This is a genomic window from Serratia sp. BNK-4 (assembly GCF_048685115.1).
In the GTDB taxonomy this organism is placed as follows: domain Bacteria; phylum Pseudomonadota; class Gammaproteobacteria; order Enterobacterales; family Enterobacteriaceae; genus Serratia; species Serratia bockelmannii.
This window is the reverse complement of sequence record NZ_JBLQTM010000001.1, coordinates 1,396,359-1,409,861: the sequence shown is the minus strand read 5'-3', so window position 1 is coordinate 1,409,861 and position 13,503 is coordinate 1,396,359. Positions and strand designations below refer to the sequence as shown.

General features: G+C 62.6%; 11 protein-coding genes. 7 read left to right on the top strand and 4 right to left on the bottom strand.

Going from position 1 to position 13,503, the window contains the following annotated elements:
* Positions 1 to 205 precede the first annotated feature (205 nt).
* Positions 206 to 1,159 carry a DUF535 family protein gene (locus ACMGGW_RS06800; RefSeq protein WP_197832207.1) on the top strand — a complete coding sequence of 318 codons (954 nt, stop codon included), beginning with the start codon at positions 206 to 208 and terminating at the stop codon, positions 1,157 to 1,159.
* A 14-nt stretch (positions 1,160 to 1,173) separates the two neighbouring features.
* On the opposite strand, the gene ACMGGW_RS06795 is transcribed toward ACMGGW_RS06800, so the two are convergent.
* Positions 1,174 to 2,832 carry an ATP-dependent endonuclease gene (locus ACMGGW_RS06795; RefSeq protein WP_025302257.1) on the bottom strand — a complete coding sequence of 553 codons (1,659 nt, stop codon included), beginning with the start codon at positions 2,830 to 2,832 and terminating at the stop codon, positions 1,174 to 1,176.
* A 187-nt stretch (positions 2,833 to 3,019) separates the two neighbouring features.
* Between ACMGGW_RS06795 and ACMGGW_RS06790 the strand changes: the two genes are divergently transcribed.
* The 5 genes from ACMGGW_RS06790 (at position 3,020) to ltaE (ending at position 9,819) form a co-directional block, all read left to right on the top strand.
* On the top strand, positions 3,020 to 3,916 hold the full coding sequence (locus tag ACMGGW_RS06790; RefSeq protein WP_197832208.1) for a LysO family transporter: 897 nt from the start codon (positions 3,020 to 3,022) through the stop codon (positions 3,914 to 3,916).
* Positions 3,917 to 4,096: 180 nt separating this feature from the next.
* Positions 4,097 to 5,746 carry a hydroxylamine reductase gene (gene hcp, locus ACMGGW_RS06785; protein ID WP_197832209.1) on the top strand — a complete coding sequence of 550 codons (1,650 nt, stop codon included), beginning with the start codon at positions 4,097 to 4,099 and terminating at the stop codon, positions 5,744 to 5,746.
* Between the two features lie 56 nt (positions 5,747 to 5,802).
* On the top strand, positions 5,803 to 6,804 hold the full coding sequence (gene hcr, locus ACMGGW_RS06780) for an NADH oxidoreductase (RefSeq protein ID WP_197832210.1): 1,002 nt from the start codon (positions 5,803 to 5,805) through the stop codon (positions 6,802 to 6,804).
* A 199-nt stretch (positions 6,805 to 7,003) separates the two neighbouring features.
* The gene (poxB, locus tag ACMGGW_RS06775) at positions 7,004 to 8,725 is read left to right on the top strand and encodes a ubiquinone-dependent pyruvate dehydrogenase (RefSeq protein ID WP_025302253.1); all 1,722 of its coding nucleotides are present in this window, start codon (positions 7,004 to 7,006) and stop codon (positions 8,723 to 8,725) included.
* 77 nt (positions 8,726 to 8,802) lie between these two features.
* Entirely contained in the window at positions 8,803 to 9,819 is a 1,017-nt protein-coding gene (gene ltaE / locus ACMGGW_RS06770; protein WP_043137739.1) for a low-specificity L-threonine aldolase, read from the top strand.
* Positions 9,820 to 9,848: 29 nt separating this feature from the next.
* Here ltaE and ACMGGW_RS06765 read toward each other — a convergent pair whose 3' ends face one another.
* Positions 9,849 to 10,544: an N-acetylmannosamine-6-phosphate 2-epimerase gene (locus ACMGGW_RS06765; RefSeq protein WP_025302251.1), complete on the bottom strand. Its 696-nt coding sequence runs from the start codon at positions 10,542 to 10,544 to the stop codon at positions 9,849 to 9,851.
* A complete protein-coding gene (locus ACMGGW_RS06760) occupies positions 10,541 to 12,097 on the bottom strand; it encodes a PTS transporter subunit EIIC (protein ID WP_043137742.1) in 1,557 nt (518 codons plus the stop codon). The genes ACMGGW_RS06765 and ACMGGW_RS06760 overlap by 4 nt, the downstream gene beginning before the upstream one ends.
* Positions 12,098 to 12,264: 167 nt before the next feature.
* On the opposite strand from ACMGGW_RS06760, the gene ACMGGW_RS06755 reads away from it, so the two are divergent.
* On the top strand, positions 12,265 to 13,092 hold the full coding sequence (locus ACMGGW_RS06755; protein ID WP_025302249.1) for a MurR/RpiR family transcriptional regulator: 828 nt from the start codon (positions 12,265 to 12,267) through the stop codon (positions 13,090 to 13,092).
* On the opposite strand, the gene ACMGGW_RS06750 is transcribed toward ACMGGW_RS06755, so the two are convergent.
* Positions 13,093 to 13,440, bottom strand: coding sequence for a DUF1294 domain-containing protein (locus ACMGGW_RS06750; protein ID WP_197832211.1), 348 nt, complete (start codon positions 13,438 to 13,440; stop codon positions 13,093 to 13,095).
* Positions 13,441 to 13,503 lie beyond the last annotated feature (63 nt).

The window sequence follows — 13,503 nt, the reverse complement described above, 5'->3', positions numbered from 1 at the left end:
CATTTAGAACTCTCACAGCATGGGGACGCTCACAACTTATCTTTCAACCACACAGCCATCAGGAATGCTACGGCTAACTGCTGCATATAACTAAACCTTAGCTCAACACAATGTGGAGACACGCCTGGTTACAGTTCAGCATTGAACTCTCGTTTAGTGAAGCCTTGATGAAATAGCGCCATTCAACACAGCCAAGGATTTCATCATGTCACAGCTCAGCTACCCACTCACCTCCGCCCGGCCGCTTAACGGCTGGCAACTGATGACGGCGCTGATCAATGGCGAAAAGGCGCCAAGCAACGCCTGGAAAAAAACCTCGTTTCGCCTGAAGTTTCTCGGCCGCTCGCTGCTCAACTGGCGCACCACCAGCGGCCTGCTCAGCACCCTGGCCAGCAACCCGCTGCTGGAGGAGATCCTGAGCGCGCAGCCGAACCTGCCGTGCAAGCTGCATCGCCCCTACCTGGCAGCCAACATGAGCAAGATCGAATGCCTGTTCGCCCTGCGCGATCATTACGATCTCATCGTGCAGCGCATGCCGCTAAAGATGCGTCTCGGCCACCTCGGCCCACAGCCTTTCGTGCTGGCCCGCGCGATGGGCAAAAACGAAGCGCCGATCACGCTGGAATTGGCGGCGATCGACAAACTGAATAAGGAAGGGGAAGCCACGCTGCTGCTGCGCAACGCCAACGGCGTGATGCTGGCGGAGATCACCTTTGCGCTGATGCATTATCAGCAGCAGCCGACGCTGTTCATCGGCGGCCTGCAGGGCGCGAACCATGAGGTGCCGCACGCCGAGATCCAGCACACCACCAAAGAGTGCCACGGTCTGTTCCCCAAACGGCTGGTGCTGGAAGGCATTTGCACGCTGGCGCGGCACCTCGGCATCCGCCAGATCGTAGCCGTCGGCAATGCCACCCATATCTATCAAAACTGGCGTTACCAGAGTAAGAAGAAGGACAAGCTGCACGCCGATTACGATCAGTTCTGGCTGTCGATGGGCGCCAAACCGCTCGACAGCGGCTATTTCCTGCTGCCCGAACGCATCGCCCGCAAGCCGATCGAAGAGATCGCCAGCAAGAAGCGCGCCGAGTATCGCCGTCGCTATCAGTTGCTGGACGAGCTGGAACAGGGATTGGCGGCGCATTTCTGCGCCCGATAACGCCCGGCGGGCCGTCAGTCCGCCCGGCCGCGCGCCAGCCAGATCACCCGTGAGAACATTTTCTTCAGCAGCGGCGGCACCGAGTCCGTGCCCCATTCGCCGGCCTGCATCGCGACCTCGATCGCCAGATCCGGCTTCGACGAGTGGTGGACCGCTTTCAGGATCACCTTGCGCACCGGCATCTGCGCGTTGATCGGCACCGACGCCATTCGGTGATAGACCGGGGCGAACCCTTCGCGGAACATGAAGTGTTCCATGTCCGGCGCCGGCAGCGCGGTCAGCCGATCGCGTTCGTTGTCTTCATGATTGTCCAGCAGGCTGCGTACGGTGTTGGCGTACTTTTTGCCCGCCTCATCGCCGTCCACCAGCGCATGCCACTCGATGCCCATGCGGCGGGCGAAGCGCAGCAGCGGCTTCAGGCCGCACTGAGCGAACTCGATGACCCTCACCCCTTCTGCCTCGAAATGGTAGCCGCACTGGCGCGCCAGCTCGTTAAGCAGCCACACTTCGGTTTCGCCCTCCACCAGCAGCCAGCAGCGGGCGAACAGCGACGACGGCCGGTTGAAACGGATGTGAAACGCGATGCGCCGCCCGTCTTCGGCGCTCAGCCCGCGCGGCCCGAGACGGTAGGTCGCGACCCGGCCCGACTCGCGCACCAGCCGGCAGACGTGCTCCACCGGCACCAGCGACACCAATTCGCTGGAGTTGGTGGTGGTGATGCGCTGCAATGGCAGCTGATTGAGCAGCCCCCAGGCCACCGACAGCATGATCGGGTGCAGGCGAGTTTCCGGGTCTTCCACCAGCAGCAGCGGCCGGGCATGGGGATCCAGCTTGACGTCGCCCTTGGCCTGCAACAGGGTGGAAAACATCCCGAGCAGGATCAGGCGCATGCTGCGGCTGTTCGGTTCGGCCACCATGCGGTTGATGCCGTCCAGCGCACGCCAGGCGTCCTGCTCCGGTTCACCGCCGCGGCGGCGTGGCCGCGCCACCTGCGAACTCTGCTCGGCAAAATAGTGCTCCAGCAGCTGCTGCATCGCCGCCAGCCCCTGACGCAGCTCGCCGTTGGTCAGCTTCTGCGGATTGCGCACCAGCTCGCGCGTCAGCTGATCCAGCTGCTGCGCCAACGCCTGGGTATCGGGTTTGCGTTCATCGCCGAGGCTGCTGGGGCGCAGGCGGCGAATAAAGCGCGCGTCGCGCAGGCGCAGTACCGGATGAATGCGGATGATGGCGTGGGCCAGCTGTTCGATATGGTGCAATTGAAAGGCATTGCCGTCGGCGTCGAGAAAACCGCGCCAGGTGCACACCGTGCCGTCGTCGGCCAGCTCGCCCTCGCAGCGGTAATGAATGCGGCTCAGGCCATCCTCGCCCTTGACCCACAGCGGCGTCAGGTGGCGATAACGCGGTAGGTGCGCATGGCCGATGTCTTTTTCGCAGAAGGTGAACACCACCTGCAGGTGGCGCTCTTTGGCCGACTCTTCACCGGGGGGGAAATGGAAATCGTGCGCTTCAAACCGATACAGCTTCTGCTCCGGCGCCAGCAGCAGCGTCAGCGCATCCAGCAGGCTGGATTTACCCCAGGCGTTTTCGCCGAGCAACAGCGTGTTGTCGTCCAGCATCAGGGACAGCCGATTAATGCCGCGAAAACCTACAATTTCGATACGCTCCAAGAACATCCGCCGCCTCCCGTGCGCGCCGTCGCCTCTTCAATGAGGCGACCTTCACAGAGCATGGTCAAAAAACCCCTTGCAGGTCAAGCGGCCAGCGTCAAATCTGCCGCTTTACTCCGGCCGGGCTTTTGGTTAGCGTGTGCTCCTCGCCGCCGTTCGGCGCGCATCAAAACTCAAGGACACTCGTTGCACCATGTACTCAGGACTGTTGATTATTCTGTTACCGCTGATTGTCGGTTACCTCATTCCCTTACGCCATCGCCCGCTGCTGGTGCTGATCAACCGGCTGCTCAGCTGGATGGTGTACGTGATCCTGTTTTTCATGGGCATCAGCCTGGCGTTTATGGAAGATCTCAGCAGTAACCTGGTGCTGATCTTCCAGTACAGCGCGGTGTTCTTCTTCTGCATTCTCTGCGCCGATCTGCTGTTGCTGGCGCTGCTGGAGCGGCGCATGCCGTGGCGCAGCAGCCATAAACAGGAAAAGCTGCCCTCGCGCGTGCATATGGCGCTGGAGTCGCTCAAGCTGTGCGGCGTGGTGCTCGGCGGCTTCCTGCTCGGCCTGACGCAGTGGCAATGGCTGCAGTTCGCCCATAAAGGCAGCGAATATGCGCTGATCTTCCTGCTGTTGCTGGTCGGCATTCAGCTGCGCAACAGCGGCATGACGCTGCGCCAGATCGTGCTCAACCGCCGCGGCACGCTGGTGGCGTTGGTGGTGACCGTCGCGTCGCTGGCCGGCGGCGCGCTGGCGGCGCAGCTGCTGGGGTTGCCGATCAAGGCTGGGCTGGCGATGGCCTCCGGTTTCGGCTGGTACTCGCTGTCCGGCATTCTGATCACCGACGCCTACGGCCCGGTGATGGGCAGCGCCGCGTTCTTCAACGATCTGGCGCGCGAGCTGGTGGCGATCATGCTGATCCCGACGCTGGTGCGCCGCAGCCGCTCCACCGCCCTCGGCCTGTGCGGCGCCACCTCGATGGACTTCACCCTGCCGGTGCTGCAGCGCAGCGGCGGGCTGGACATGGTGCCCCCCGCCATCGTGCACGGCTTCCTGCTGAGCCTGCTGGCGCCGGTGCTGATCGCCCTGTTCTCCTGATCCTTTCCCCTGGGGGCCGGCCGGCCCCCAAAGCGTAATCATTCCCATCCGCACGGCAAAATTGCGCTAAATCAAACTTGCCCGCAGTAGTCGCACAAAAGCCTTTTGCAACCCCGATCGCCGATCTATGCTTTTAAACAAGCATTATAAATGCAACTTTAAAAATAAAAGGAAGCGACTATGTTCTGTGTGCAATGTGAACAAACCATCCGTACCCCGGCAGGCAACGGCTGCTCGTATGCTCAGGGCATGTGCGGCAAAACGGCGGAAACCTCCGATCTGCAGGATCTGCTGGTGGCGGCGCTGCAGGGGCTCTCCGCCTGGGCGCTGCAGGCGCGTTCGCTGGGCATCGTCGACCACGAGATCGACAGCTTCGCCCCGCGCGCCTTCTTCTCCACCCTGACCAACGTCAACTTCGACTCCCAGCGCATCATCGGCTACGCGCGCGAAACCTTGCTGCTGCGCGATTCGCTGGCCGCCCGTTGCCGGCTGCTGGACGCCGGCGTACGCGTCGATCACCCGATGGCGGCGCTGCAGCTGGCCGGTGACGATATGCCTGCGCTGCTGCAGCAGGCAGCGCAGTTTGCCCTCAACAGCGACAAGGCCGAGGTAGGTGACGACGTACACGGTTTGCGCATGCTGTGCCTGTACGGCCTGAAAGGCGCGGCGGCCTATATGGAACACGCGCACGTGCTCGGCCAGTTCGACGAGCAACTCTATGCCGACTACCACGCCTTTATGGCCTGGCTCGGCACCCAGCCGCGCGACGTCGACACCCTGCTGAACAACGCCATGGGCATCGGCAAGATGAACTTCAACGTGATGGCGATCCTCGATCGCGGTGAAACCCAGGCCTACGGCGATCCGCAGCCCAGCGCAGTCAACGTGCGCCCGGTGGCCGGGAAAGCCATTCTGATTTCCGGCCACGATCTGAAAGATCTGCGCATGCTGCTCGAACAAACCGAAGGGCAAAACGTCAACGTCTACACCCACGGTGAAATGCTGCCGGCGCACGGCTATCCGGAACTGAAAAAATTCAAACATCTGGTGGGCAACTACGGCAGCGGTTGGCAGAACCAGCAGACGGAATTCGCCAAATTCCCCGGCCCGATCGTGATGACCTCCAACTGTATCATCGATCCTAACGTCGGCAACTACGGCGATCGCATCTGGACCCGCAGTATCGTCGGCTGGCCGGGCGTCAACCATCTGGAAGGCGACGACTTCGGCGCCGTGATCCGCCAGGCTCAGGGCATGAACGGCTTCCCTTACACCGAGATTGAGCACCTGATCACCGTTGGCTTCGGCCGCCAGACGCTGCTGAACGCCGCCGACACGGTCATCGACCTAGTGTCGCAGAAAAAACTGCGCCACGTCTTCCTGGTGGGCGGCTGCGACGGCAGCCGCGACGAGCGCAGCTACTTCACCGACTTCGCCCGCAGCGTGCCGCAAGACTGCCTGATCATGACGCTGGCCTGCGGCAAGTACCGTTTCAACAAGCTGGACTTCGGCACGCTAGAAGGGTTGCCGCGCCTGCTGGACGTCGGCCAGTGCAACGACGCCTACTCCGCCATCATGCTGGCGGTCAAGCTGGCGGATACGCTCGGCTGCAGCGTCAACGAGCTGCCGCTCAGCCTGGTGCTGTCGTGGTTTGAACAGAAGGCGATCGTCATTCTGCTGACTCTGCTGTCGCTGGGGGTGAAAAACATCGTCACCGGCCCGACCGCGCCGGGCTTCCTGACCGACAACCTGATGGCGATCCTCAACGAGAAATTCGGCCTGCGTCCGATCACCACCGTCGAGCAGGATATTGCAGCGCTGCTCGCCTGATGCCGTTACGTTATGGGGCCGCCTGCGCCGGCCCCTTTGTTTTTTGAGGTGCCCCGATGACTCAACCCACTCCGCTTTGCCCGAACCGCATGCAGGTGCATTCCATCCAGCGTGAAACCGCCGACGTCTGGACGCTGAACCTGATCTGCGACGTTTTCTACCCTTACCAGGCTGGCCAGTTCGCGCTGGTCAGCATTCGCAACAGCGAGGAGACGTTGCGCGCCTATACGCTCTCCTCCTCGCCCGGCCAGAGCCGCTTTCTCAGCATCAGCGTGCGCTGCCTGCCGGACGGCATCGGGTCGCGCTGGCTGACGCAAGAGGTCAAGCCCGGCAACACGCTGTGGCTGTCCGACGCGCAGGGCGAATTCAGCTGCGAGCGCCACCCGGCCGATCGTTATCTGATGCTGGCCGCCGGCTGCGGCGTGACGCCGATCGTCTCGATGTGCCGCTGGCTGACCGCTAACCGTCCGGCCTGCGATATCGCCGTGATCTTTAACGTACGCACCCCCGCCGACACGATTTTCGCCGATCAATGGCGCGCGCTGTGTGCCGCCCATCCGCAGCTGCGCCTGACGCTGATGGCCGAGCAGGATCTGCAATCCGGCTACCTCAGCGGCCGTATCGATGAACAGACGCTGCGGCAGGCGGCGCCGGATATCGCCGAACGCACGGTGATGACCTGCGGCCCTGCGCCCTACATGGATCAGGTGGAGCAGCTTTGTCGCCGGCTCGGCGTGCCGGCCGAGCATTTCCATAAAGAGCAGTTCCACACGCCGACGGCGCAGGCCGACGCCACCGAAGGACTGACGCTGCGCGCCGCGCGCCCGCTGCGCGAATTCCGCGTGCCGGTCGGCAGCACGCTGCTGGCGGCGATGGAGGCCAATGCCCTGCCGGTCAACGCCGCCTGCCGCGCCGGGGTGTGCGGCTCGTGCAAAACTCGCATCCTCGAGGGCGACTACATCACCACCAGCACCATGACGCTGAGCGCGGAAGAGATAGCGCAAGGCTACGTGCTGGCCTGCAGTTGCCAGTTGCAGGGTGACGTCACGCTGGCGTGATCCCCTGGCCCCATCGCCGCGATGGGGCATTTATCGGCAAGTTCCCCGTGGCCAGCCCAGTTACACTGCTTCCCGTCCTACGCTCTTTACCCTTCCTGACCGCATCTCGTCCACAGCCGGTAAGCTATGCTTGCAGTTGTTCTGCTGACACTCACCGGATCGAGTCCACATCGTTTTTCAAACCATGTTTGGGGGAACCATGAAGCAAACCGTAGCCACACTGATCGCCAAAACGCTGGATCAAGCCGGCGTAAAACGCATTTGGGGCGTAACCGGCGATTCGCTCAACGGCCTGAGCGACAGCCTGCACCGCATGGGCACCATCGAATGGCTGGGCACCCGCCATGAAGAGGTGGCCGCCTTCGCCGCCGGTGCCGAAGCCCAGCTCACCGGCCAGTTGGCGGTGTGCGCCGGTTCCTGCGGCCCCGGCAACCTGCATCTGATCAACGGCCTGTTCGACTGTCACCGCAACCATGTGCCAGTGCTGGCGATCGCCGCACACATCCCTTCCAGCGAAATCGGCAGCGGCTACTTCCAGGAAACCCATCCGCAGGAGCTGTTCCGCGAATGCAGCCACTATTGCGAACTGGTCTCCAACCCGGAACAGCTGCCGCGCGTACTGGAGATCGCCATGCGCAAGGCGATCCTCAATCGCGGCGTCTCGGTGGTCGTCTTGCCGGGCGACGTGGCGCTTCGCATGGCGCCGGAAGACGCGACCCTGACCTGGCATACCCCGGCGCTGCCGCTGGTGCAGCCGCCGATGAGCGAGTTGAACAAGCTGGCGGAAACGCTGAACAAGGCGAAGAACATCACCCTGATGTGCGGCAGCGGCTGCGCCGGCGCGCACGATGAAGTGGTCAAGCTGGCCGAACTGCTGCAGGCGCCGGTGGTGCACGCGCTGCGCGGTAAAGAGCATATCGAATGGGACAACCCCTACAGCGTCGGCATGACCGGGCTGATCGGTTTCTCTTCCGGCTACCACGCGATGATGAACGCCGACACGCTGGTGCTGCTCGGCACCCAGTTCCCCTATCGCGCGTTCTACCCCACCAACGCCAACATCATTCAGATCGACATCAACCCCGGCAGCATCGGCGCGCACTGCCCGGTCAATATGGCGCTGGTGGGCGATATCCACACCACCCTCACCGCCCTGCTGCCGCAGCTGGAGCCCAAGCGCGACCGGGCGTTCCTCGACAAGGCGCTGGAGCATTATCGCAATGCACGCAAGGATCTCGACGGGCTGGCGACCGCCAACGACGACCAGCCGATCCACCCACAATATCTGGCGCAGCAGCTCAGCCAGTACGCCAGCGACGACGCCATCTTCACCTGCGACGTCGGCACGCCGACGGTGTGGGCCGCCCGTTACGTGAAAATGAACGGCAAGCGTCGCCTGCTCGGTTCGTTCAACCACGGTTCGATGGCCAACGCCATGCCGCAGGCGATCGGCGCCCAGGCCACCGCGCCGGATAAACAGGTGATCGCCATGTGCGGCGACGGCGGCTTCACCATGCTGATGGGTGATTTCCTGTCGCTGGCGCAGCTCAAATTGCCGGTGAAAATCGTGGTGTTCAACAACAGCGTGCTGGGGTTCGTGGCGATGGAGATGAAGGCCGGCGGCTACCTGACCGACGGCACCGATCTGCATAATCCGGACTTCGCGGCGATCGCCAACGCCGCCGGCATCAAGGGCATCCGCGTGGAAAAAGCGTCGGATCTGGACGGCGCGCTGCAGGAGATGTTGGCGCATCCCGGTCCGGCGCTGCTGGACGTGGTCACCGCCAAGCAAGAGCTGGCGATGCCGCCGCAGATCAAGTTCGAACAGGCGAAAGGCTTCAGCCTGTACATGCTGCGCGCCATCATCAACGGCCGCGGCGACGAAGTGGTCGAGCTGGCGAAAACCAACTGGCTGCGCTAAGCCAGCTGCCCCGGTGAAATAAAGGGTATATGATGCCATGTACCCTTTTCCTCTCCCTTATATTCTCCAGGAACCCTATGCTTATCGATCTACGCAGCGACACCGTCACCCGCCCCAGCGCCGCCATGCGCCAGGCGATGGCTCAGGCAGAGGTCGGCGACGACGTCTACGGCGATGACCCGACGGTCAACGCGCTGGAGGCCGAGGCGGTGCGCCTATCGGGCAAAGAGGCGGCGCTGTTTTTGCCCAGCGGCACCCAGGCCAACCTGGTGGCGCTGCTGAGCCACTGCCAGCGCGGCGACGAGTATCTGGTCGGCCAACAGGCGCACAACTATAAATACGAGGCCGGCGGCGCAGCGGTGCTGGGCAGCATTCAGCCACAGCCGATCGAGGCTGACGCGGACGGCACGCTGCCGCTGGACAAGCTCGCCGCCGCCATCAAACCCGACGATATCCACTTCGCCCGCACTCGGCTACTGAGCCTGGAAAACACCATCAGCGGCAGAGTCTTGCCGCAGACCTACCTGCAGCAGGCGTGGCAATTTACCCGCGAGCGGCAGTTGGCGCTGCATATCGACGGCGCGCGCATCTTCAACGCCGCCGTGGCGCTGAACCTGCCGCTAAAAGAGATCGTGCAATACTGCGACACCTTCACCATTTGCTTGTCGAAAGGACTGGGTGCGCCGGTCGGATCGCTGCTGTGCGGCAGCGAGGCTTTCATCCAACGCGCGCTGCGCTGGCGCAAGATGACCGGCGGCGGGCTGCGCCAGGCCGGCATTTTGGCGGCGGCCGGTCTTTACGCTTTGGAGCATAACGTCGCGCGGCTGCGCGAAGACCATGACAACGCGGTCTGGCTGGAGCAACAGCTGCGGCAGATCGGCGTAGAGATCGCCGATCCCGGTGCGCAGACCAACGTGCTGTACCTGCGCCAACCGCCGGCGCTGGCGGCCAAACTCGGTCCGTGGATGCGCGAACGTGGCGTGCTGATCAGCAGCGGCCCGCTGACACGCATTCTGACCCACCTCGACGTCAGCCGTCAGGATCTGCAGCGGGTGGTCGAGCTGTGGCGGGAGTTTCTTCAGCAGCACGCCTGATTTCCCTCCCCGGTGCGCCGAGGAGCCTCTTATCGCCCGCCGATGGCGTCGACAAAGCGGCGGGTGATCTGTTGCGGGCGGGTAATGGCGCCCCCTACCACCACCGCATGCGCCCCCAGCGACAGGCAGCGCGCGGCCATCGCCGGCGTTTCGACATTGCCTTCGGCGATGACCGGCACCGATACCGCCGCCAGCACCGCACGCAGAAAGCCGAAATCGTTATCCGCCAGTCGGGCGCCCCGGCTTTCGGCGGTATAGCCATACAGCGTGGTGCCCACGCAGTCGAAGCCCAATCTGGCGGCCCCTTGCGCCTCCTCCAGGGTGGCGATGTCCGCCATCAGCAACAGCCGGGGATACCTGGCACGGATCGCGGCGACCAATGCCGCCAGCTGCAGCGACCCCGGCCGCGGGTGGCCGGTGGCGTCCAGCGCGATCATCTGCGGCGCCGCCGCCATCAACTCATCGATTTCACGCAGGGTCGGCGTGATATACACGTCGCTGCCCGCATAATCGCGCTTTATGATGCCGATGACCGGCAGCGCCACCGTGCGCATGATAGCGTTGACGTCTTCGACGCCGTTGGCGCGGATCGCCGCCGCGCCGCCTTGCTCGGCCGCCAGCGCCATGCGCGACATGATAAAATCGCTGTGCAGCGGCTCGTCGTCCAGCGCCTGGCAAGACACCACCAGGCGCCCCTCAATCTGCTGCAAAATGGAAAGCGTCATAAATCCAACAACTCCTCGACTTCGTTTTTAATGATGGTGACGTGCGGGCCGTAGATCACCTGAACACCGTTGCCGCGAACGATAACCGCCCGTGCGCCGCTGGCCTTCAGCCCGCTTTCGTCCAGCAACCGGCTCTGCTTCACCGTCACGCGCAACCGCGTGGCGCAACAATCCAGTTCGACGATATTCTCTTTGCCGCCCAGCGCCGCCAGCACCTGCTGCGAGCGTTCGGTGCCCGTCATCACCGCTTCCGGCGCAGTTTCCGCCTCGCGCCCCGGCGTTTTAAAGTTGAAGCGCAGGATCAGGAAACGGAACGTGAAGTAGTACAGGAAGAACCAAGGCACACCGACCAGCGGGACGTACATCCAGTGGGTTTTCGCTTCACCCTGCAGCACGCCGAACAGCATGAAATCGATAAAGCCGCCGGAGAACGTCTGGCCGATGGTGATATGCAGGATGTGAGCGATCATGAACGCCAGGCCGTCGAACAGCGCGTGCACCACGTACAGCGCCGGCGCGACAAACAGGAAAGAGAATTCGATAGGTTCGGTGATGCCGGTCAGAAACGAGGTCAGCGCCGCCGACAGCAACAGTCCGCCGACGCGTTTGCGGTTCTCGGGACGCGCACTCTGGTACATCGCCAGGCAGGCGCCGACCAGGCCGAACATCATGGTGATAAAACGGCCGGACATGAAACGCGCCGTGCCAATGTAGAACTGCTGAGTATTCGGGTCGGCCAACTGGGCGAAGAAAATGCGTTGTGTGCCTTCCACCAGCTGTCCGTTGATCACTTCGCTGCCGCCAAGCGCGGTGGTCCAAAACGGTAGATAGAAGATGTGATGCAGGCCGAACGGCCCGAGCATGCGCAATACGAAGCCGTAGATAAAGGTCCCGAGATAGCCGCTGGCGTCTACCAGACCGCCCATGCCGAAGATCAACTGTTGGAAATGCGGCCACACCACCGTCATCAGGGCACCGACCGCCATCGCCGCCAGCGAGCTGACGATCGGCACAAAGCGCGAGCCACCAAAAAAACCCAGGAACGGTGGCAGCGCTATCTTGTTATAGCGGCCGTGCAGATACCAGGTCACCAAACCGATGACCACTCCGCCGAACACCCCGGTCTCCAACGTCTGGATCCCGAGAATCGTTCCCTGCCCCACCGCGCCCGCGTTCTGCGTGGCCAGCGTACCGTTGATTTTCAACAGCGCATTGATGGTGGCGTTCATTACCAGATAGGCGATCAGCGAAGCCAGCCCCGCCGTGCCCTTGTCGCTTTTGGCCAGCCCCACCGCCACGCCGACCGCGAACAAGACCGCCAGGTTGGCGAACACGATAGCACCGGCACTGGCCATCACGGTAAATATACTTTGCAACCAGCCGACATCGAGGAAGGGATACGCCTCGACGGTATTGGGATTGGACAGCGCACCGCCGATCCCCAACAGCAGGCCGGCCGCCGGCAGCACGGCGATCGGCAGCATGAACGACTTGCCGAACAGCTGGGCTTTTTCGAACCAGCCGCCGGAGCGCGGCAATTCTGGTGTTGACATAAATTTTCCCCCGACATCATTTTTATGATGAAAATTTTTACCACATTAAAATTAATTTAATGAAAATTTTATTCATAACGATGATCGGCTTCACAATCCGTCGATTTCACTGGCGAGCCGCGGCGTCTTTCCGCCACAATAGAAACGGGAATACTCAGAAAGGTAACGTGATGAATACAGGCAACTTGTTATTGCGGCTGCGGCAGGATTTGGCGGGGTACAGCCCCACGCTGCAAAAGCTCGGCAACTATCTTCTTGCGGAGCCTTCCCGCGCCGTTTACCTGACCATCACCGAACTGGCGCGTGAAAGCGCCACCAGCGAAGCCAGCGTCACACGGCTGTGCCGCCATCTCGGCTGCAAAGGCTATACCGAATTTAAAATGGCGCTGGCCCTCAGCTTGCAACAAAGCCAGCCGGAAGCGGCGACGCGCCAAAGCGCGGCGGAAAATTTGGTGGAAGAGAGCGTACAGGCGCTGCGGGATACCGGCGCGCTGTTGGATCCGCAGGCGCTGCAACAGGCGGCGGATAGCCTGCAACGTTGTGCTTCGGTGCAGATTTACGGCGTCGCCGCCAGCGCCATCATCGGCGACTTCCTGCACTACAAGCTGTTGCGCCTCGGCAAACCGGCGCAGCTGTTCAGCGACATGCACCGGGCGGCGATGAATGCAGCCTCGCTGAGTGAGCGGGATCTGCTGATCGTCATCTCCAGCTCCGGCTCAACCAAGGACGTGCTGCATGCGGTGACGTTGGCCAAAGGGCGCGGCGCACGCGTGATCGCCGTCAGCAATACCCAACGCAGCCCGCTGGCCAAGATGGCGGATACGCTGCTGGTGGCGGCTAAACCGGAAGGGCCGCTGACCGCTGGCGCCCTGCCGGCCAAGGTCGGCGCCATGCTGCTGGTGGAGTTGATGATCGCCGAACTGACTCAGCGCGATCCCGCCTACGCTCAGGCGATGCAGGCCACCGCCAGCGCGACTCTGCCGCTGCTGCTGTAGTCAGAAGATCCAGCGGCCGTAAACCCAGTACCACAGCCCCAGCACCGCCGCCAGATTGAGCGCCACGCTGAGGATGAACCAGGTTTTAAACGGCTGCTTCTGGGTTTTGTGGCGAAACAGCTGCTGTGCCGCCAGTGCGCCCAACCAGCCGCCCAGCGCGCCGAACAGCAACAGCGTCGCCTCCGGCACCCGTCGCCACCCTTTGCGCGCCGCCAGCTTATCGCCGCCGTAGATCAGAAACGTCAGCAGGTTGGCCAGCACCAACCACATCCACACCGGATGCGGCGAGAACAAACTGGCGATCAGCGTCAGACCCAGCAGGGCGTAACAAATCACATTGAGCTTCATGGCATCCGGTTTTTCGTGCGATAAGGGGCGCGTAGTGTGAACCTGCGCCAGGATGGATGCAAC